The organism is Leptospiraceae bacterium (assembly GCA_016708435.1).
Lineage (GTDB): Bacteria > Spirochaetota > Leptospiria > Leptospirales > Leptospiraceae > UBA2033.
Window position 1 is genome coordinate 145864 of sequence record JADJFV010000034.1, and the last position, 20531, is coordinate 166394.

The window sequence follows — 20531 nt, forward strand, 5'->3', positions numbered from 1 at the left end:
GTTTACCAAATTCGGCTTTTTTTCAGGATGTTTTCATGAGTTCTAATGATTCACCTAAAAAGACATTTTCAGTCCGTAAAAAAATTGTTGCCCACAAGAGAGCGGGCGTTTCTTTTCCACTTCTTGCCTTACTTACGAAAGAATCTTTCGAAGGTGGGGACTTTCATACACTTGAGTTAATGGCTGAATGGGGAAAGCATACCGGTGTGTCCATTATTCAAATTTTGCCATTGAATGACCTTGGGAATGGAAGAAGTCCCTATAGTTCTATTTCGGCATTTGCTATTGATCCTTTGTATATTTCGCTTCATAAATTAGGGATAAACGTTCGTAGTCGCAAAGAAAGAATTGTAACACTTGATTTGAATTTGGGTAGAATCCGCGAATTAAAAGTGCAGAATCTGCGAATTTTTTATAACAAAATTTTTAATGAAACGTTAAAAGATATAATAAAGAATTTCATGAATCAACATCTTTGGGTTACACCCTATGCTGCTTTCAAAGTGCTCTATAATAAAAACTCCGGCTCACATTGGAAGGATTGGAATTATGGAAGTAAGTATAGTCTAGAACTGCAAAAAGAAATTATTCGCGAAAACGAAGAGGAATTTTATTTTCTAGTCTGGATTCAATATATCGCATACCAACAATTACGCGATGTAAAAAAGAAGTTTGAGAAGGAAGGCGTTTACTTAAAGGGAGATATGCCAATTCTTACTTCTTCCAATAGCGCAGATGTTTGGTCTCGAACGGAATTGTTTGATCTTAGCCTCAATTCTGGTGCTCCTCCTGACAATTTTAGTGAGGAAGGGCAAAACTGGCATTTTCCTGTCATCGAATGGGATCGAATGAAGGCGGAAAATTATTCCTGGTGGAAAGAGAGACTTGAATACTTAGAGCATTTTTATCATCTATATCGAATTGATCATGTGTTAGGGATGTATCGTATTTGGGCAATTCCTCTCGGTGCTAAGTCTGCTAAACTTGGTTTCTACCATCCACAAGTTGGAATTAAACGAGAAGAGTTCTTAGAAATTGGACTCGATCCATACGATTTTGTGAAGCGCGAAATTATTTATGAATTTCAAAAAGATGTTTTCATTTTTTATTGGGATTTTTATAAATTGGAAGGTTATTACACATTACCCGAAGAGACAAAGAAAATATTATATCCATTATCCCATAAGCATTTAGAAGAAGATGAAGCGGAATGGAGAAAAGAAGGGGAAGATGTATTGAATTTCTTTTTCAAGAATACAGAAATGCAAGCCTGTGCTGAAGATTTGGGTGCAGTTCCTTCTTTTGTTCGTGATAGTATTCATGAGAACAAAATCATTGGACTTGACATTATCCGCTGGACAAGATCATTCGAAGATGGAAGTTATATCCCTGCGGATAAATATAGACCACTTGCAGTGTCTTCCCTTTCTGTTCATGATACTTCGATTGCACTTGATTGGTGGAATACAGCCTCTCATGAAGATCAGAAAGCATTTAGAAAGCTGATTCATTTAAAAGCAACGCATAATGATCCTTCTGAAATCGCGAGGGCAATGTTGCGATTCGCATTTTCTACTAACAGTCTATTCTCGATTAATCTCTTACATGATTTTGTATTTGATTCAAGTTTTTTTCCTGAAGCGGCTACTCCCAATAATATGCTTTATCATCCGGAAAGACATAGAATTAATGTTCCGGGAACACCGGAAGATAAGAATTGGTCTTATCGATTTCCTTTCTACGTGGAAGACTTACTTGCAAATGTGCGGCATATGGAAGAAATCCGCTTTATGTTAGAAGAGTCAGGGCGAATCGATGAATAATATTTTCGGAATCATACTCTCCGGCGGCTCTGGTAGCCGAATGAAATTGGACAAACCAAAGCAATTTTCTACTCTAAGAGATTTGAGTTTACTTGAGCACTCTGTTAAATCTTTTAATGATTGGGGATTTTTTAAATCAATTGTTGTGGTGTCTAATCTTGATTACATTGTTGATACTGAAAAGTCAATTTCCAAATATCTTCTAGCAAATGATCGAATCGTGCCGGGAGGAAATACTCGGCATGAAAGCTGTCTACGCGGACTAGAGGCTTTAAAATACGATGATAAAGACATTATTATTTTTCATGATTCAGCTAGACCTTTTTTTCTAAAGTCCGAATTACACGCAGTAGCCAACGCAGCTGTGATGTATGGGGCGGCTACTGTTGCGGATAACGTTTCTGAGACTGTGGTGTCCTGTGGACCTGATGGAAGAGTGCAGGGCATTTTAAATCGAGAAGAAATTAATCTAATCAAAACGCCTCAGTCTCTGCATACTTCACTCTTACAAATTCTCCTGAAAGAAAAAATGGAAGAAGATCCGACAGACCTTTGTTCCTGGGCTTTGCAATTTGGAGTGAAGACTTATTTAATTCGATCAAATCCTTTTAATATGAAGATAACGAGAGAAGGAGATTTGGAAATGGCAGATCGATACTACGATTTATTTAAACAATTGGAACAAAATTAATTGGATCCATTTAGCGACTTATACCAGGAAAATTTCATTACTGGATATTGCAAGAAAGCGGATACTACTGATTATTTCCGTCGAATATTGGGTGAGAACGAAAGTTCAGGCTATACCGAATTAGACGGAATAAAAATTTCTCGCCTGGGTTTCGGGTCATATCGCATCGCTCGCGGCAATTTGGCATTTGCCCGTTCCATAGAGATTTCAATTTTAGGTGGCGTGAATTTAATTGATACCTCGAGCAATTATGGGGATGGCTCTAGCGAGTCTTTGATTGGGGATGTTTTAAGAAACTTAATCTCAAAAAGAGAATTAAAACGAGAAGAAATCTTTATTGTAACCAAGATTGGTTACATTCAGGGTAGAAACATGCAAGTAGTAGAAGAAAAGGAAAAACAGGGAAATGGATTTTCTGAAGTGACTTACTACGATTCGAATTGTTATCATTGCATTAGCCCTGATTTTTTAGAAGACCAGTTAGAGCGTGCAAGAAAACGACTGGGATTATCTACTATTGATGCTGTTCTCCTTCATAATCCAGAATATTTTTTAATGGATCGCGAAAAGCACAATGTGAGTGAAGAAAAATCAAAGGCAGAATACTATGAGCGCATAGAAAGAGCTTTTGCTTTTTTAGAGTCAAAGCGCAAAGAAGGTGTTATCCGCTATTATGGAATTTCCAGTAATACATTTCCAATAGAAGAATCGGTTTACACGCATACATCTTTGAAACGTGTCTTTGATATTGCCGAAAAGATTCGAATTGTAAATGAGTTAGAATCTTCAGGGTTTCGACTTATCCAATTTCCTGCGAATCTATATGAAACGGGATTTATTACTGAAAAGAATAATGAGGATTTGTCGATTGCGGAATTTGCTTTAGCGAATAATCTATTTACCCTTGTCAATCGTCCTTTAAATGCGATGAAAAAGAAGGGCGGAATGGATAGACTTGCCATACAGGAAGGAAAGAATCTGAGCAAAACAGAGATTAGCCTGAATGATTATTTGATTCGGTTAAAAGAGTATCAGGAAAGAGTATTTCACTCTCTAGGTATTGACAATGAGGATTTTACTTTTGTTTCTGTAATTGAAACTTATAAAGATAAATTCGGGACAGTGGAACACTATAAGCAAGCACTGAATTATTCTATCATACCACAACTTAAGAAGGTTCTTGGAAGAGTGGAACGCCTTGATAAGAATAAAGAGTTTTATGAGGCATATCTTGATTTGCTTAACGAAGGAATTGAAAAACTCGGTGATTATTTAGATGCAAAGTTTAGCATTAAGATGAAACCTTTACTTGAAAAATTGCAAAAGCTAGATAGTGAGTTAAACGATAAAACTCTTTCGCAAGCCTCTGTCTTGAGTCTATTAAGCTTTCAAGGAATTAATTCTGTATTGGTTGGAATGCGTAGTGAAAACTATGTAGAGGATATGCTGCCGATTTTGAAAATGCAAATGCCGAATCTAAAAGAAAAGGATTTGATGGATCTTGAAATTTGATATTGAAGTCAATCCTATATTAGAATTTATTTCCAATCATCCGAATGCCTTGGATACTCGAGAGTATGCGTTTGCGCGAGCAATTGATTTCTATAACCGAAAAAAATACTTTGAAGCACATGAAATATTTGAGTTTCAATGGAAAAAAGAACAAGGAAATCAAAAATTATTTTTGCAAGCTCTGATTCAAATTTCTGTGGCGATGAATAAAGTATATGTAAATGTAAATTTGGTTGGAGCATTGTCGCAGGCGAGACTAGCACTAGAAAAACTTTTATTTCTCAAATCAAATGCTCCCGATTTAAAGAACAAATTAGCTTGCTTAGAAGTAATAGTGGAAAATCTTAAAAGGTTAATTGATATCATTGAAAGAAAGGAATTGGATACCTCTGATTATGCGCCGCCTGAATTAGTTCCTGAATTGGTCGAGTTGGTTTTTTGAAATTTTTTTGCTTCTAGCTCATCTAATAAATTTCTAAGTTCTTCAATAAGAATTGGTTTACTCAAATAATGAGACATTCCGGCGGCAAGGTATTTTTCCTTATCGCCTTTTATTGCGTTAGCCGTAAGAGCTACGATGTAAGGCTTTACAGAAATGCTTTCATCTTGCATAATTGCTTTCGTTGCATCGAGTCCATCCATTTCTGGCATTTGAATGTCCATGAGAATTAAATCAAAGGATTCTATTCTTGCCATTCTAGCTGCATCGACTCCGTTCGAGACTATAGTTGGGGAGTAGTCTAGCTTTGAGAGGATAATGTTGAGTAGCTTTTTATTTGTAGGATCATCTTCCGCAACTAGAATTTTTAGTTTTCGTTTTAGGTTAGGATTCTGTTTGCGCTTGATCCTATTTTGTGGAGATTCATCGTCAGCTAAGATTTTTTTTAGAGAAAGCTTTACTGTGAATTTAGATCCAACATTTTCTTGACTTTCTAGATAGAGCTTTCCATCCATTAATTGAATTAGTTTTTGGGAAATAGCAAGTCCGAGTCCAGTGCCGCCGTATTTCTTCGTGCTAGAGGAATTTGCTTGAATAAATCTTTGAAAAAGCAAATGTTGTTTATCCTCTGGTATACCTATACCGGTGTCTTTAATCTGAATTGAAATTAAATCCGACTCGAAGGATTCACTTATTTTTTTAGCTGTAATTTCTACTTTTCCCTTTTCTGTAAATTTTATTGCATTGCTTAGTAGATTGGAGATAATCTGCTTTAGCCGCGTTACATCTCCAACTAAAACTTCTGAGAAATCTTCGTAGATGAAAAGGTTTATACCAATATTTTTTTTCTTTGCTTGCACGATGAAGAGTTGGATTGTTTCTTTGATTGCAGTGCGGATATTAAAGGGCTGTGCCTCCAATTCTAGTTTCCCGGATTCTATTTTGGAATAATCTAATATATCATTCAGTAAAACTAAAAGACTATGACTGCTATTTCTAAGAGTTCGGACTTGATCTTTTTGCTCGTCTGTAAGGGGGCTATCCATGAGTAACTCCGCCATTCCAATGACTCCGTTCATGGGTGTGCGTATTTCATGGCTCATATTAGCGAGAAAGTCTTTCTGGGCTTGGTTTGCTTTTTCTGCTTCCTCTTTCGCCAGGTTTAATTCATAGGTTCTTATTCTTACTTTCTCTTCGAGGTCACGATTGACTGTGTCCTTTAACTTTTCCTTTTCAATAAAAGCGTTTAAAAATCTCTTTGATAGAAGAATGGATTGGAAGAGGATAAACGTGAGTATCCCGAATGGACCAAGCTCTTCCCCCCTATAGATTTCATTCATATAGAGAAGATCATTCACTATAACGGCTAGAAGAACAAAAGAGCCAGTGAAAAACAAGTAGGAGCCTTCTCTTTTTTCATTAACCGCTTTAATCAGAATTAAAAAACCAAATAGAAATTCCAAAATACCGACAATTTGGGAGGGAATTGCAACTTTGCTAAAAAAATCAGAGGGAAATAAAAGGAGCAAAGAAAAAAAAGTTGCAATCAAGTAAAAAATTTTAATATAAAGAAAACGAGTTAGACTTGGATAAATTTTGCATATGAAATGAATTCCCATTGGAATTGAAAAGAACCAGCTCAAAAATTCTAACCTTACATATACGTCATATGGAATTTGAGGAAAGGCTTCGGCTAATACTCTATAGCCAGTAGAAATCAATCGAACCAAAACTGTGAGACAAAAAATACTAAAAATTAAAGACGAAGTGTCAAGTCGATAGAATAAATACAAACCAAGATGGTATAAAACCGTGATGAAAATTACTCCTGCAAGAAAAATTTCAAGATCTCGCTTTATTTTCACATGCCTCGAAATTGCTTCGTGTGTTCCAAGAATGGGTGAATTCCACATTCCTCCTTTCCTGTAATGAAAATTAGAAATTTGAATAATGATTTCCAAATTATCGTTGTATTGCGGCAAATAGATAGTTAGCGGTAGTGTTCTCGGGATTGATGAGTAAGTGTCTGTTCCTACTGTCCCTGATTCTTTAACGATTTTTCCGTTTATGATCACTTTGAATGCAGTTCCCTGTTCCTTCATAGTGAGTGCAAGCGGTGGCACATCGGGAGGAAGTTTTATTTTTAGACGGAATGTTGCATAGCCTATGCCGCCTATCGCTTCATCGCCGAATGTAAATCCATTCCAGGATTTTGGAACTTTGATGAATTGGGGCTTTTCAGTTGAGTCAAAATTTTTTGAGTCAAGAAGCTGTTTCCATTTGAAGTCCCAACTTCCTTCTAGTTTGTAAACAAAAGAGTCAGTAAAGCGAGCTGCTTCTAAATCCAAAACCCCCTGTATAGCATTCGCTTTCGAGAAACGAGGGTTGCAAAAAAGGAGGAGTGGGATTAGAAGTAAATATTTCACGAAAATTTGGATGGGATATTTAGCTCATTTTCGATACGGTCACAGAAAATTCTTAGAACTTCCGTTCTGGCAAAGTATTTGTCATTAGCCGGAATTATATGCCAGGGTGCATTGGGCTTATGCGTTTTTGAAAATGCTTCTTCGGCAGCCTCTTCGTATAACGGCCATTTGTCTCTATTTCTCCAATCTTCTTCTGTCAATTTCCATCTTTTTAAGGGGTCGTCTTTTCTTGCATTAAATCGTTTTAATTGTTCTTCAGAAGAGACATGTAGCCAGTATTTTATAATGATAGCACCTGAATCAGAAAGATCATCTTCAAAGTTTACAATTTCTCCGAAAGCTCTTTGCCAATTTTCCTCGGAGGTAAATCCTTCTACTCTCTCGACTAAAACTCTTCCATACCAGGATCTATCGAAAATGCCAATATTTCCATGAGCAGGAATTTTATTCCAGAATCGCCAGAGATAATGGTGATTACGCTCAACTTCATTAGGTGCCGCAATAGAGCTAACAGTGTATAGCCGCGGATCAATTCTTGAAGTTAATCTACGAATAGCCCCTCCCTTACCTGCGGCATCCCAACCTTCAAAGACGAGGATAATACTTCTTTTCTTCTTGTAGCTATAATGTGATACGAGCCTAGCTCGCTCCTGCAATTCGTCTATTTGCTTTTTGTAGTCTTTATTGTTTAGAGTCTCGGAAAATGTTACGCTTTGAAATTTAAGTTTATCGTTCATTAGATTGCCTGTTGTTCCTGTGATTTTAATACCTGTAGCATTTGTCTTGAATCAATTCTTAATTTTTCTTCGAGGATTCGAATGATCGATTCCATTACAGAGATTCTGCAGTAGTATTTATTTTTTGCAGAAACAATGTTCCATGGACAAATCTGAGTGTCAGTTTTGTTGAGGTATTCATCAAATAGCCGCTCGTAACTTTCATAGTTATCGAATTGCTTCCAATCACTTTCGGAAACCATCCACTTTTTCCCTTCGTCCGCTGCTTTCTTTAATCTTTTCTTTTGCTCTTTGGCAGAAATATTTAAAAAATATTTTAAGATAATGTATCTATCATTTAAAACTGTTTCTTCAAAATTTAAAATGGACTTGAAGGCTTCTTTGTATTCACTCTTGCTGATTAACTTTTCTTGTTTTTCATAACTCACTCTTGAATACCATGAGCCATCGAAAATAACATTTTCTCCGTATAAGGGAAGTCGATTCCAGTAGTCGTATAAAAAATGATGAGTCTTGCTTTTTTCTTCCGCGTTTTCGAGTGAGTAAACTCTAAGTCTACGCGGATCAAGTCTTGTAGTTATACTCTTGAGCAAATCACCCTTACCCGAACCAGCCCAACCTTCAAGAATGAGGATAGTGGCAAACTTCTGTTTGCTCGCTTCACTGAAGAGTATGTATAATCTTTCTTGTAAATCTTTTTCTACAATATCGTAGGCTGATTTCTCAAGTGTAGGAGAATCTTCAAAATCTTTTAAATGCATCATAGAATCACTATTTAAAATAGTGATTTTTTTTTGAAAAGAGATTTTTTAACTCTCTCGAATCCAAACACTCCATTCTCCTTTTTTTTCATAACCCAGTTTCCAACCGGCTCCTGGATTTTGGAAATGCGATCCAATCGAAACAGCGAGTGACTCTTGTCCAAACTCATTTAAAATGATTCCAGCAAATCCAGAATACTTTGGTGTTAAATCTACCCAATCTGATTTGGAAACAATACCAGCTTTTTTTCTGAGTGCGATTAAGTTTTTAATTTCTTCTTTGAATCCCCAATCAAAACAATCAGGCCAATACACGCAAGGTGTGCCGGGTGTTGTGAGAATAAATGCATAGGCAGAGGATTTAAAATGAGGAGGGCAAGGCCAGCATTCCTGTCCCCATCCGTTGGCAGGACTAAAAGGCGATGCACCCATATCATGATTATCCACGAAAGTTACAATGGAAGATCTTTCGTCTGGATTTTTTCTGAGGTTTAATCCAAATTTTAAATTGGCTGGATTGGCAGTTTGAATTTCTCGCTTGAGGCAAATGTCAAACGCGCATCCTTTTGAATCGCGAGCCCAACCGATGATTCTGTCTGCTTCGTTCGTTCCATATTTTTGAATCATGGGATCATTTTTTAAATAGGGGGAGCTTTGCCAGTATTCGCCAACAGAAAAGTATTCTTCGCCCTTCGTTCGCTTAATCCAATCTACAACGTCTTCTACTGCGTAGCCCCAAACATAATCCCATCTCCAACCATCAACGCCGCAGTCTAGCATGAGTTCATCCATAGCAGCGACAAATCGTGAGTTGACTTTATTGTTGTCTAAGGCTAAGTCGAATTTGCCGTCCATGAATGTTCCGCCGGTATCTCGTCTTCCAAGACTCCAATGTTCTCCGGGATGTTCCCAGATATCTTCTTGCATTCTATTTCCATCGCGATGATTTGTGACTAAATCTACAATGACTTTTAATCCGAGAGAATGAAGTTTTGAAATTAGTGCGGTTAATTCTTGTTTGGTTCCGTAGCGGGAGTTGAGATTGAAATCTCTCCAAAAATATCCTTCGCCACCACCGTGTTTGCCGTTACTCTCCCAGAGTGAATCATCAATCCAGGGAGGAGGGAGGTAAACCATTGTAAACCCCATCTCGGCAATTTCGTCTGCCATATTTTTTAAAACCGTATACCAGGAATCGTGACGCCAATCCATCGTTCCTGTTCCTTTCGTCTTAACTAAATTCCAGTGAAATGCTTGTAGTATAATGTCTTTTCCTGTTCCGCGCGGCATAGTTTTCTCCTTGATGAAAATCGATATAAAGATTACCACCGATGTATTTTCGATTTTTGGTATATTGTAAGAATCTAGAAAGGTTTGTAAAGGTTATTTCGATTAGAGGGGAGCTTTTATTTTTAATAGTAACAATACAGAAAAATAACCAAAGATTATAGTTGGTGAACCGAGCTTGAAAAAGCAAGCTCGGTCTTTAAAAATGTTAGTTAGGTAAACAAGAAGTTGCTGCTTGGCATGCAGAAAGTGTGCTGTAACAAGTTGGTGCGTTAGTGCAAGTATAGGCAATAGAATTCGTGCATCCGCCCGAAGTTCCTTGAAAGCCGCAACTAAATGCTCCAGAAGCACCAACTAGTAAAGACAAGGAAAATGTTACACTTGAAGAAGCACTTGTTGCAGTGATTGTGTATGCAGTTCTTGTTAATACAGAAGCTGATGGAGTTCCAGAAATTACACCAGTTGTAGTATTGAGAGTAATTCCAGTAGGTAACGCTGGACTTACGCTGTAACTAGTTGCTGTAAAATTTGATGTATTTGGAGTGAGAGTTGTCATTGCTGAGTTTAATACTAATGCTGTTACCGAACTTGCTCCACTGTATGTGAGCGTTGGTGATGGTGTAGCTGAACGTGATTGGCTTTGTAAAGCAAGTAATCCAACGATTGCCGTTGTATCGTCTTTTTTTTCTGTTTGTTGGCATGTCAGGAATCCTAAGATTACTGACAAAGCTAAAATGGTTTTGATTTGATTCATTTTTATCTCCGATATTTTTTTACAAATAAATACAATGTTCTCATTTTTGTCAAACCTAAAGTAAATTCTTACGAAAGAAAAGTTATATTTAATATAGCAGTTCGATAGTTATATTATCGAAAAAGTATTATATACAATCGTATTATAAATATCTTTTCTTCATTCTCGCCCCGATGAAGTAGAGGGTCAAGAGGCTAATTATAAATATCCCCAATACCAAATAAGGATTCACAATGTTCAATATATAAGGTAAGGATAATGTCAATACTCCGCCGCCGATGAAGGGGGATGTGAAGGGGGCGGCTTCTGCGTAGACTTTGAGTGCTTTTGTTTTGCATTCGGGGTCTACCATTTTCATAAGCATGAGCCCAATGCCTGTGGTTCCGTTTACCATTCCAAAGTTGATTAGACTTAGTTCGAATGAATATTCGTCTTTAATGAGTCTAGTGCGAATATAATAGTGACAGAAAACATTCCAAATAAATCCGACAGTAAATAAAATGCCTAGAGGAATGATTGCATCTGAAATCACTTTCATATCAATACTTGCAATGCCGGCAAAGATGAGCAATTCCATAAAGACGTTAGACGCTAGGTTTATGATTCCATTGTGAATTAAGTGTTGATGACGAATTAATTTTAAGAAAGTCTTTACTAAGACTCCACCGATAAGCGCGTAAACAAAGAGAGGAAGAGAAGGAACAAGTCTTTTTAAAATTGCAATGGGTGAAGTATCCGAAATATTTTCCAATAGAACTAAAATATTGTCTTTCATGAGAGAGCCAAGTAGAAAGGCACCAAAGATCAATGTTAGAGTAATGATAACTCTAACTGGATCAAGGTTGAATTTTTCATGCTCTTCTTCTTTGACGACACCACTTCCCCGCTCGCGCTTAATAATGATTATCCCGCCAACGATGCCAAGAATTAAGCCGACAGTCGCACTGAAAAGTCCATATTCCTGTCCATTGGGTAGACCATTGTCTAGAAATGTTTGATTCATAGCAACAGCAGTTCCATGTCCACCGGCAAAACCTGTTTCTAGAACTGAGGTAAAGGCTAATGGCAAATTAAAAAAAGGTTTGAATAAAAAAAGACAGAGTGTGAGCCCAACGACCATTTGCCCCACAATGGTTATCCAGACTAAAATGGTTTCGCCGAGAGATTCTTTGAACTCAGATGTTATTTGTTTGCCTTCGCTTCGCTCTAGAAATAGAGCAGCAAAGATTAAAGCAATGAAAATCGAAGGCCAACTTTTCCATGTGGTGTAGATAGGAAGAGTTTTCCATTCAGGAATTGCTGTGAATAAAGAAAGAACGATAAGAGAAGAGGAAAGAGAAACAGGGATTCTATATTTTTTTAGAACTCCAATTCTTTGCGTAATTACACTGGCGAGTCCAAGAATTACAATCGTCAAGAAAAAATGGGTCATGGCTCTTTCCACATACCTTTTTCTTTTATTAATTCAATTAGTTTTTCATCTGCTTGTTCACTTGGAATTCCTTTGGCTATTATCTCTTTGCCGTAATAAAGATGAACCTTACCCGGACCTGCTCCTACATAACCAAAATCTGCATCTGCCATTTCACCTGGTCCATTTACAATGCAACCCATGATGGCAATCTTAACACCTACAAGGTGACCGGTTGCTTTTTTGATTCGAGCCGTGGTCTCCTGTAAGTCAAACAGGGTTCTACCGCAAGAAGGACAGGATATGAATTCTGTTTTAGAAGTGCGAAGTCTAGTTGCTTGTAAAATATCAAAGCATAGGTTCAATACTTCGTTTGGATTTGTATTCTCTGCCACAAGGCGAAAGGCGTCTCCAATTCCATCTACAAAAACGCCACCTATGCCGACTGACGCACCGTAGAGAGCATCTTCTAGACTATCGAATTTACCGAAAAGTAAAATTGGAAATTCAGAGTTTTGTAAAAGAAAACCAAGCTTTCTATAATCTAGCAAGATTTCTTTCGTTTCTAAAGAGAAGATAATGTTTGTTAGCCGGTTCTCCTGCAAGACTTTTACAAGATCGGGAACGACGCTTAAGTCTTCGGCGAAAATTTTAAACTCACAGGTCTTTTGTCTGTCTTGAAAACTCTTTAGAAATAAAATAAAATTTTGAGAACGAAAATTGTAATGAAATGGATTGAATACAATTTTGTCAAACTGCAAAAGGGAATGAGAGTGCTCTAGAATGCGACTATCGAATTCACCTAGATTTGCAGAAAAAGGAATTTTTACTTTGCAAGCTTTTTTAAGTATTAAAAGCTTATTGAGTTCTTTCTCATTTTGCAAAAGGAAAGAAAAAATTTCGTGTTTTACGTTTTCATTTATTCTTGATTGATCTTCAACTAATTTTTCTAAGCTGTCACTGGTGGTAGTGTCAATATCAAGGGCTGTTTCTACTCGAATTGGAAATTTTTCGCCAATGCGTAAATCTCCAATTGGGACAGGAGAGCTGTAAAAGCGTTCGTATTGAAATGGATTTCGAAATTCTGAATAAGATGTATTATCCGCTACTGTGATTGCTGGCGGCACGGGAATTGATTTTTCTCGTTCTAATTGTTTTTTAAATAGAGTGTTGTATTTTTCTACAAGACGCTTTGCTACTGGAATTTCGTGCACTGCATCTTCCGTAAGAGAAACTCGGATAGTATCTCCAATTCCATCTTCGAGTAGAGATCCGATACCGATAGAAGACTTAATTCTTCCATCGGCTCCATTACCGGCTTCGGTTACTCCCAGGTGGAGGGGATAATCGATGTCATGCTCTAAAAATTTAGAGACTAATAATCTGTATGCCTCTACCATAATGATAGGGTTTGATGATTTCATAGAAACAATAATATCTTTGTAACCTTCAGATTCTGCGATTCGAATAAATTCTAAAGCGGACTCGCACATCCCGGCAGGCGTGTCGCCATATCGATTCATAATTCTATCCGAGAGAGAACCGTGATTAGTCCCAATACGCATCGCGACTCCCAATTCTTTGCAACGCTTGACTAGTGGGATAAATGTTTCTGCAATTCTACTAAGCTCTTCTTTGTATTCTGCGTCTGTGTATTCTCTTACCGCAAACTTCTTCTTATCCGCAAAGTTGCCCGGATTGATTCGCACCTTCTCAACGTACTCTACCACTTTGAGCGCGACTGTGGGAGTAAAATGAATATCAGCCACAAGGGGGGTTTTACAATTTACTTTTTTTAATTCGTTTCTTATATTGATTAAATTTTCTGCATCAGCCATGGAAGGCACAGTGAGGCGAACTATTTCGCATCCAGCATTTGTTAAATCCAAAATTTGTTTTACCGAAGACATTGTGTCTTGCGTATCTGACGTGGTCATAGATTGAATTCGAATTGGATTATGCCCCCCAATGCCCACGTCTCCCACTTTGACTTCTCTTGTTAATACTCTTTTATAGCTAAATGGGAAAATATTATATCGTAAATTCATAGTTTTACCATTTTGCTTATGGCTATTTTCGTAAAGTAAAAATATTCAAATAAAAAAAAGGATAAGATTGCTACTAGGCACAGAGACGCAGAGAAATTTCTAGAGAGTCTTGTTCAAAAAATATTGTTTGGTTTCGTTATTCAGGTTAATAATATTCAGTTACAACGTGATTTTTTTAAATAGATCTCTTTCACATGCTGCACATGAAAAAAAAATGGCACAATTCCATATTCCTCCGTGACTCTGTGCCTCCGTGGCAAAGAAGCTTTTTTAATTCTTGTCAGGAATTTAAGTTTGGAAATTCTATTAGCATTCGTATGAAAGCAAGTATAATTCTAATCGGTCTTACTAAAGTTCTAGTAAATCAAATCAAGAAAGAACTAAGTAAATGCACTGCAAAAAATTCATTTGATCTACTTTCCTTTGGAGATGCGCGAGAGGCTTTGAATCAGAAAGAAATGGATGCGAATATAATTGTTTGGCAAGAAGCAGAAGATGAAAATTCAATGGAAAGTTTCAATCAATTCAAGAAAAAATTCCCTGAGTCTATAACGATTTTGATTTCAAAGGGGAAAATCGAAACTATTATTCGAGAGATAAATGAGACCGGCTTATTTAGAATTGCCGCAGATCCTGTAAAAATTCCTGAAATCGTTAAATATATAGAAGAGGCAATTCACAAACAGCAAAGCTTACAAAATCAAAAAAAGAAAAATACAATTAATGATAAGGAAGCAATTCAAAAAGAATTATTGATAGCGCAAGAAATTCAAAAGAATTTATTGCCGATAGATTCACCTAAATGGAAGAACTTAGATGTTATATGCTTTAGTGAATCAGCCAAAAATGTCGGTGGAGATTTTTACACATACTACGGAATGCAAAATGATAGAACTCTTATCAGTAAACACCTAGTAACCGTCGGTGACGTTTCGGGCAAAGGGATCTCAGCCGCTCTTCTTATGGCGACTTGCATTTCGCATATTGATAATACGATGAAGCTAAATTTAAAACTTCCAGAAAGAATGGCTTATCTTGATAAACTGCTAGTTCCCTTTACAAAACCACAAAAACAAAACTGTGCTCTTTGCATGGTTGAACTAGTAGGGGTTAACACAAATCATGCGTTCGTTAAGGTTGTAAATGCCGCTTGTATTCCTCCCTATATTAAAAGAAAAAATGGAAACGTAGAATGGATTTCAGCAAAAGGATTCGCACTCGGGCAGGGAATTGGCTCGCAGTTTGGTTACAAAGAAGCGACAGTCGGAATCGAGAAGGGGGATATGATTATTCTAGTGAGCGATGGAATCATTGAAGCAAATAATTCTAAAAATGAACTGTTTGGATTTGAGTCGTTTAAACAAGTCTTAGATTCAGGCTCAGTCAATTCATCGAAGGAAATGCTAAATCATATTCTAAAAAATATTTCTGAGTTTACTCGAGATTATGAACAACACGATGACATGACAATCGTTGTAATACGTTATCACTGATATGTGATTCCTTATTTAGCTCGGTATTTTTAAGCTAAGAATTTTTAACCACGAAGAGCACGAAGTTCACGAAGGATTAAGCTTTATCCATTTATTTTTAGGTTGCAGAAAAAAAATAATAAATAGAAACTGAAACTATTCGAGGTGAAGTATGAAATCTACTACTAAATATATTTTAATAAGCGCAATACTCTTATTAGCCGTTATGCCTATTCGCAAAGTTCTTGCCTTTTGTGGATTCTATGTGGCAAAAGCCGATGCAAGTCTTTATAATCAAGCGTCCCGCGTTGTTGTTGTGCATAATGACGATAAGACGGTGATTAGTATGATGAATGACTATCAGGGAGAGTTAAAAGACTTTGCGCTTGTAGTTCCTGTTCCCACGATTCTAGAAAAAGATCAGATTCATGTGGGAGACAGTAAAATCATTGATCACTTAGATGCATACAGCGCTCCTCGACTTGTAGAATACTTTGATCCCGATCCCTGTCATGTGTATGAAGAAGAAAAAAGTATGATGGATGTATTTCGAAAAAAAGAGATGACTGTTCCAACCTCTTCTGCGACGGGAGGTAAAAAAGATTTGGGAGTAACTGTAGAAGCTTCTTACACAATTGGAGAATACGATATACAGATATTATCCGCAAAGTATTCAGACGGACTTGAAACCTGGCTTAACCAAAACGGATACAAAATTCCAAAAGGAGCAAAGGAAGCACTTAAGCCCTATATCAATCAAAAACTAAAATTCTTCGTAGCAAAAGTAAATCTAAAGAGCATGGCTCAGGGGCTAACGTTTCTTCGCCCCTTACAGTTTGCTTACGAGTCTCCCAAGTTCATGCTTCCAATTCGTCTGGGAATGCTAAACGCAAAAGGAGAGCAAGATTTATTAATCTATATGCTTTCTAAAAACGGTCGTGTAGAAACAACGAATTACCGCACAGTCAAACTTCCAAGTGACTTAGAAGTTCCTGAATTTGTAAAATCAGATTTTGCAAATTTTTATAAATCTATGTTCGTAGAGCAAGCTAGAAAAGAAAATCATCGTGTAGTGTTTACTGAATACTTTTGGAATATGTCCTGGTGTGATCCATGCGCGGCAGAGCCACTTTCTAATAACGAATTACAGCAATTAGGCGTATTTTGGATTGGGGATAATCAAAATCAGCCGAAACAAAATTGGAACGGTGCTCCACCACAGGTTATGGTAACCCGTCTTCATATCCGCTATAACAATGAAACATTTCCAGAAGATTTAGTATTCCAAGAAACCAAGGATCAACAAAATTTCCAGGGTCGCTATATCATCCAACATCCATGGAAAGGAAATCCAAACCAGTGCTCCAAGGCAAAGGAATATTTTATCCAGCTTCGAGGCAGAGAAGAAAAGCGCGCTGAGAATTACAGAATGTTAACCGGTCTCGAACTCGGTGAGATCAAATCCAGAATGAACTTGAAAGACGAGCCTAAGGAAGAAAAATTATGGTGGAAGAAGATTTGGAAGTAAAATAGCTAACTTTCCGCCCCCCGCTCTGAAGGAGCGGTCTAGCAGACCTCACCACCTGCCGCCTGATGGCTAACGGTGGTTCGTCGGTGGAAGAAAATTTGGAAGTAAAAGTTTGTTAGCCACAGAGGCACAGAGAGAAAAAAGTTGAATCTGTCATCATATGTTAAAAGAGGTTTTCTTTTTAAGATAGTAAAAAATAAACTTAACAAGAGAGGGGAGGAGAATAAACCGAGTCCGTGTCATTGGTCAGAAAGACCGACGGGAATGCAGGTTCACCAACCCTAAATTAAAACTCTGGACAGTTCAGTAGGCTTCGAGCCTGTATGCGTGATGATAGAGTCTAATTTTTTCTCTCCTGCTAAGCCGTCTTTTGGGTAATTTCCGTTATTCAAAGGACGAAATTTTTACAAGAAAAATTTTAATAGAGGTGATAACGATGAGATACATTGGGATTGATGTGGCAAAGGTACTTTTGACGTAGCGTTTCCTTCTTCTAATTCAAATTACAAAGTCGTCCAGTTTGTAAATAATGAAGAAGGTGTGAAAAGTTTATCAAAAGTTAAAACAAGATGATAGAAGTGTATTAGAGGCAACGGGCTCTTATTCAACACTGCTAACCAAAAGAATCATGGAATCTGGTTTGAGGTTTCTGTTGTTAACCCCTTACAGACAAAATATTTTTCTAAGATGACATTGAGAAGAACGAAGACAGATGCGTCAGACGGAGATGATTGCAGAGTATGGCTTGAAGATGTCTCCGGAGCCTGAAAAACCTACTCCAGATTACATTGACGATAGCGTCAACGTAGAGCAGTTCTAAGTCAACTTAAAGAAACTGTAGTTCGATTTAAAAATCAATTCATGCATGAAAGCGAGTGCGTCCTGATAAGACTTCAATTAAATTTATCGAGAAACAATTGCGAATTTGCAAAAGCAGATTGATGAATTAGAAAAAATATGCAAGAGGTAGTAAAAGAAAAGCAAGTAAGTCTTTGAAAGTTTAGTAAGTATTCCCGGCATAGGAAAGTTATCCGCTATTGAATTAATAGCAATCACTTCGAATTTCGAAAACTTTACGAATTACAAGCAGTTATCCGCATACGTTGGATTATGCCCTCGTATTTCTGAATCGGGAACAAGTGTAAAGGGAAAAGTTCATTATCTAAAATGGGTATGAGTTCCACGCGGCAACTATTGTATATGTGCTCTATGGCTGCTATCAAATGTAATAAATCGTGTAGGAAATGTTTAAAAGACTAATAGAGAATGGTAAGCATCGAATGGTTTGCCTTAATGGCTGTCGCGAACAAACTAGTAAAGATTGCTTTCACAATCGTAAAAAAAGGCGAACTGTATGATGATAAAAAAGTATGTTTTTCTTGACTTTTTTATCACAGTTCATTCCCGAAATTTTCTGTCGGGAATCTCAACATCTTGAGACCCCCAACAGAAAATTTTGGGGGTAACGGGATAGTAGTTATTTTTTCTTAGCCTCCACCTCAATCACAAATCCTTTTTCGTATTTATACCCGAGAGCGGCTAATCGCTCTTCTGCTTTAATCTTCCAATCTCCTTCTTTTTGGTTATTGATAAAGTCGCGGAGGAATTTTATTTCTGCGTATTTGGGTTCTACTTGTTGGGCAAAATAATAGGATTCGGCTAAATAACTTAGAACATTCCTTTTAATAGAATCTTCACCTGGAATAAAGATAGGTTTAAATCCCCCTTTTCTTATTTCTTTATTGTGCTGATAACAACCAATTTCATTTTCAGATGCTTTCTTAAAATCCATTTGTTGAATTCCGAGGAATTGAATATTTGTTGATGTTATTTGTATTGGAAATTTTTTAAAACTCTCATAAATATCAAAAGGACAAGTTATGGTTTTAATACAATTCTTTCCGCAAGAATCTATATATGTCAGACTTTCAATCGCATATTTTTTATTTGAATCAGGTATTAAAACTCTATAAAATAGATTTAAGTTAACTTTCCTTGTCTGGGAAGAATCATTCTCCTCATTGATAACTAGCTTATTCGAAAAGCTAGCTGTTCGATCAACATCATTGACAGACGTTACTTCTACAATATTTAAAAAATTACGGGCTGCTCGTTGTTCAAAGGTAAGCTTTTTAAGAAGATCAGATCCTTTAAAAACTCTATAAATCCCAAATGCGACTACTCCTTGTTTGGCGCTTTCTTCAGGTGTTGCTGGATCAGCAAGTCTTACATCTTTTGCGGTGCAATCGAGAAGGAAAATAAAAATTGAAAGGAAGCAAATTGTTCTTAGTTGTAAATGCATTTTGAATTTCCTATAAATTGGTTAGCTTAAAAAAAATTTCTAAAATATCTACAGAAAATACTAGAAGAAAATTTGTTTCTAGTCTATTTTAAAAAGTTTTTATTGTGTTGATTTATTTAAGATTGTTTTAGAATCTCATTACATGGACTATATACTGATTCTATTTAATCGTTGCGCAAACTTTTATAGAAAAGTGAATCAGTATAGACCATTTCGGCTTATTAGAAGTGGTAAGGTGCAATTCTTTTTGAGAAATGGTATAAAGCAACTTGAAATATTAAAGGAAAAACAATTACTTTAGAAACTGAGATTCCGATTCACAGTAAACATTTTTACTTATGAAACTATTTAAAATTCTACTCTTCTTCTCCCTCTCCCTACATGCACAAGCATTCACCGTCGGTGAAGTTTTAAAATACGAAATCAATCTCTGGAAGATGACCGTTGGATATTCTACGATGTCGGTGAGCGGCAAAACGGTAGTAAACGGAGAAGAGTGTTTGGTGTTTGAAACGAACGCTGTGGGGACACCCTGGATTAACCGCTTCTTTAAAGTGGATGATCGGATTAAAAGCATTTGGAATGTGCAAAGGAAACTTCCTGTTTACAGCGAAAAGAAATTACACGAAGGATTTTATAAGCGAAATCATTCTGTGTTGTTTGACTTAAATAAGAAAACAGCCCACTGGGAACAAAATCAATATTCGGGTAATACAGATAAGGCGGGCGTTAAGCGTGATGGGGCAAAGTGGGTGGAGAAAGAAGGGGACTTCGCAAATTTGCCGAATGAATTTCAAGATATTCTTTCAGCGATTTATTTTCAAAGAGAATACAAATCAGAAGTAGAAATTGGAAAATCATTTTCAATAGCTCTCTTTGATGATTTAAAACTTACAGAAATGAAGATCCAAATTCTAAGAGAAGAAAAACTAGAAGTAACTATTAACGGAGTTGAAAAAGAAATTAATACTGTGGTTGTTCAGCCATTTATTAAAACGACAGGAATTTTTCGATCGAAAGGAAATATTTACATTTGGATTTCCAATGATGAAAAAAGAATGCCTATTAAGATTACTGCCGATTTGCCGCTAGCTGGTCATGTGACTGTGATATTGAAAGAAGTTTTGCCACCGAGTTACTGAGACACAGAGAGTGAGAAGAATATTGTTATGCTTCGAATCGGCTTTGAACAGTCGCTGTATAATGCTGTGAAGTTAAGAAATATACAGTCATTTCGAACATCGCTATTCGGTTGGATTTGTGACTATGCTAATGAAGAGATGGAGAAATCCATTCTTCTTAGAACAATAGTATTAAGCAAAATAGACCTCTCACGAACA

17 protein-coding genes are annotated in these 20531 nt (G+C 36.8%); 9 read left to right on the top strand and 8 right to left on the bottom strand.

The features are described 5' to 3' along the window. Window positions 1-35: 35 nt before the first annotated feature. Genes IPH52_23430 through IPH52_23445 form a run of 4 tightly spaced genes read left to right on the top strand, consistent with a single transcriptional unit; the run spans window position 36 to window position 4468 of the window. Complete coding sequence (locus tag IPH52_23430) at window positions 36-1823, top strand: 4-alpha-glucanotransferase (GenBank protein ID MBK7057946.1); 1788 nt, start codon at window positions 36-38, stop codon at window positions 1821-1823. After that, window positions 1816-2514 carry a 2-C-methyl-D-erythritol 4-phosphate cytidylyltransferase gene (locus tag IPH52_23435; GenBank protein ID MBK7057947.1) on the top strand — a complete coding sequence of 233 codons (699 nt, stop codon included), beginning with the start codon at window positions 1816-1818 and terminating at the stop codon, window positions 2512-2514. The genes IPH52_23430 and IPH52_23435 overlap by 8 nt, the downstream gene beginning before the upstream one ends. Further along, window positions 2515-4026, top strand: a complete 1512-nt coding sequence (locus tag IPH52_23440) for an aldo/keto reductase (GenBank protein MBK7057948.1) — start codon at window positions 2515-2517, stop codon at window positions 4024-4026. Beyond that, the gene (locus tag IPH52_23445) at window positions 4016-4468 is read left to right on the top strand and encodes a DUF309 domain-containing protein (GenBank protein MBK7057949.1); all 453 of its coding nucleotides are present in this window, start codon (window positions 4016-4018) and stop codon (window positions 4466-4468) included. The genes IPH52_23440 and IPH52_23445 overlap by 11 nt, the downstream gene beginning before the upstream one ends. Here IPH52_23445 and IPH52_23450 read toward each other — a convergent pair. The 7 genes from IPH52_23450 to ispG all read right to left on the bottom strand — a co-directional run bounded on the left by IPH52_23450 (window position 4420) and on the right by ispG (window position 13889). Continuing rightward, window positions 4420-6813, bottom strand: a complete 2394-nt coding sequence (locus IPH52_23450; GenBank protein ID MBK7057950.1) for a response regulator — start codon at window positions 6811-6813, stop codon at window positions 4420-4422. The genes IPH52_23445 and IPH52_23450 overlap by 49 nt on opposite strands. Before the next feature lie 74 nt (window positions 6814-6887). After that, the gene (locus IPH52_23455) at window positions 6888-7628 is read right to left on the bottom strand and encodes a UDP-galactose-lipid carrier transferase (GenBank protein ID MBK7057951.1); all 741 of its coding nucleotides are present in this window, start codon (window positions 7626-7628) and stop codon (window positions 6888-6890) included. After that, the gene (locus IPH52_23460; protein MBK7057952.1) at window positions 7628-8392 is read right to left on the bottom strand and encodes a polyphosphate kinase; all 765 of its coding nucleotides are present in this window, start codon (window positions 8390-8392) and stop codon (window positions 7628-7630) included. The genes IPH52_23455 and IPH52_23460 overlap by 1 nt, the downstream gene beginning before the upstream one ends. A 45-nt stretch (window positions 8393-8437) precedes the next feature. Continuing rightward, window positions 8438-9679 (bottom strand): hypothetical protein, encoded by a 1242-nt coding sequence (locus IPH52_23465; GenBank protein MBK7057953.1) that lies wholly within the window; start codon window positions 9677-9679, stop codon window positions 8438-8440. A 205-nt stretch (window positions 9680-9884) separates the two neighbouring features. Beyond that, entirely contained in the window at window positions 9885-10430 is a 546-nt protein-coding gene (locus tag IPH52_23470; GenBank protein ID MBK7057954.1) for a putative Ig domain-containing protein, read from the bottom strand. Window positions 10431-10572: 142 nt separating this feature from the next. Beyond that, window positions 10573-11862 (bottom strand): hypothetical protein, encoded by a 1290-nt coding sequence (locus tag IPH52_23475; GenBank protein MBK7057955.1) that lies wholly within the window; start codon window positions 11860-11862, stop codon window positions 10573-10575. Beyond that, complete coding sequence (ispG, locus tag IPH52_23480) at window positions 11859-13889, bottom strand: (E)-4-hydroxy-3-methylbut-2-enyl-diphosphate synthase (protein ID MBK7057956.1); 2031 nt, start codon at window positions 13887-13889, stop codon at window positions 11859-11861. The genes IPH52_23475 and ispG overlap by 4 nt, the downstream gene beginning before the upstream one ends. 203 nt (window positions 13890-14092) lie before the next feature. Between ispG and IPH52_23485 the strand changes: the two genes are divergently transcribed. The 4 genes from IPH52_23485 to IPH52_23500 all read left to right on the top strand — a co-directional run bounded on the left by IPH52_23485 (window position 14093) and on the right by IPH52_23500 (window position 18149). After that, complete coding sequence (locus IPH52_23485; GenBank protein ID MBK7057957.1) at window positions 14093-15382, top strand: SpoIIE family protein phosphatase; 1290 nt, start codon at window positions 14093-14095, stop codon at window positions 15380-15382. A 151-nt stretch (window positions 15383-15533) separates the two neighbouring features. Beyond that, window positions 15534-16889, top strand: coding sequence for a DUF2330 domain-containing protein (locus IPH52_23490; protein MBK7057958.1), 1356 nt, complete (start codon window positions 15534-15536; stop codon window positions 16887-16889). A 1009-nt stretch (window positions 16890-17898) separates the two neighbouring features. Beyond that, entirely contained in the window at window positions 17899-18066 is a 168-nt protein-coding gene (locus IPH52_23495; GenBank protein ID MBK7057959.1) for an IS110 family transposase, read from the top strand. Continuing rightward, window positions 18057-18149 (top strand): hypothetical protein, encoded by a 93-nt coding sequence (locus IPH52_23500; protein ID MBK7057960.1) that lies wholly within the window; start codon window positions 18057-18059, stop codon window positions 18147-18149. The genes IPH52_23495 and IPH52_23500 overlap by 10 nt, the downstream gene beginning before the upstream one ends. A 217-nt stretch (window positions 18150-18366) precedes the next feature. Here the strand turns inward: IPH52_23500 and IPH52_23505 are convergent, their stop codons facing one another. Next, window positions 18367-19191 carry a hypothetical protein gene (locus IPH52_23505; protein ID MBK7057961.1) on the bottom strand — a complete coding sequence of 275 codons (825 nt, stop codon included), beginning with the start codon at window positions 19189-19191 and terminating at the stop codon, window positions 18367-18369. Window positions 19192-19529: 338 nt separating this feature from the next. Between IPH52_23505 and IPH52_23510 the strand changes: the two genes are divergently transcribed. Beyond that, the gene (locus IPH52_23510; protein ID MBK7057962.1) at window positions 19530-20333 is read left to right on the top strand and encodes a DUF3108 domain-containing protein; all 804 of its coding nucleotides are present in this window, start codon (window positions 19530-19532) and stop codon (window positions 20331-20333) included. The last annotated feature ends 198 nt before the right edge of the window (window positions 20334-20531 follow it).

Excerpts from the sequence above, each read along its gene's own strand:
- IPH52_23505 (MBK7057961.1), bottom strand. The coding sequence starts at position 19,191 with ATGCATTTACAACTAAGAACAATTTGCTTCCTTTCAATTTTTATTTTC.
- IPH52_23485 (MBK7057957.1), top strand. The coding sequence starts at position 14,093 with ATGAAAAAAAAATGGCACAATTCCATATTCCTCCGTGACTCTGTGCCT.
- ispG (MBK7057956.1), bottom strand. The coding sequence starts at position 13,889 with ATGAATTTACGATATAATATTTTCCCATTTAGCTATAAAAGAGTATTA.
- IPH52_23470 (MBK7057954.1), bottom strand. The coding sequence starts at position 10,430 with ATGAATCAAATCAAAACCATTTTAGCTTTGTCAGTAATCTTAGGATTC.
- IPH52_23500 (MBK7057960.1), top strand. The coding sequence starts at position 18,057 with ATGGGTATGAGTTCCACGCGGCAACTATTGTATATGTGCTCTATGGCT.
- IPH52_23435 (MBK7057947.1), top strand. The coding sequence starts at position 1,816 with ATGAATAATATTTTCGGAATCATACTCTCCGGCGGCTCTGGTAGCCGA.
- IPH52_23455 (MBK7057951.1), bottom strand. The coding sequence starts at position 7,628 with ATGAACGATAAACTTAAATTTCAAAGCGTAACATTTTCCGAGACTCTA.
- IPH52_23510 (MBK7057962.1), top strand. The coding sequence starts at position 19,530 with ATGAAACTATTTAAAATTCTACTCTTCTTCTCCCTCTCCCTACATGCA.
- IPH52_23490 (MBK7057958.1), top strand. The coding sequence starts at position 15,534 with ATGAAATCTACTACTAAATATATTTTAATAAGCGCAATACTCTTATTA.
- IPH52_23475 (MBK7057955.1), bottom strand. The coding sequence starts at position 11,862 with ATGACCCATTTTTTCTTGACGATTGTAATTCTTGGACTCGCCAGTGTA.
- IPH52_23465 (MBK7057953.1), bottom strand. The coding sequence starts at position 9,679 with ATGCCGCGCGGAACAGGAAAAGACATTATACTACAAGCATTTCACTGG.
- IPH52_23460 (MBK7057952.1), bottom strand. The coding sequence starts at position 8,392 with ATGATGCATTTAAAAGATTTTGAAGATTCTCCTACACTTGAGAAATCA.
- IPH52_23430 (MBK7057946.1), top strand. The coding sequence starts at position 36 with ATGAGTTCTAATGATTCACCTAAAAAGACATTTTCAGTCCGTAAAAAA.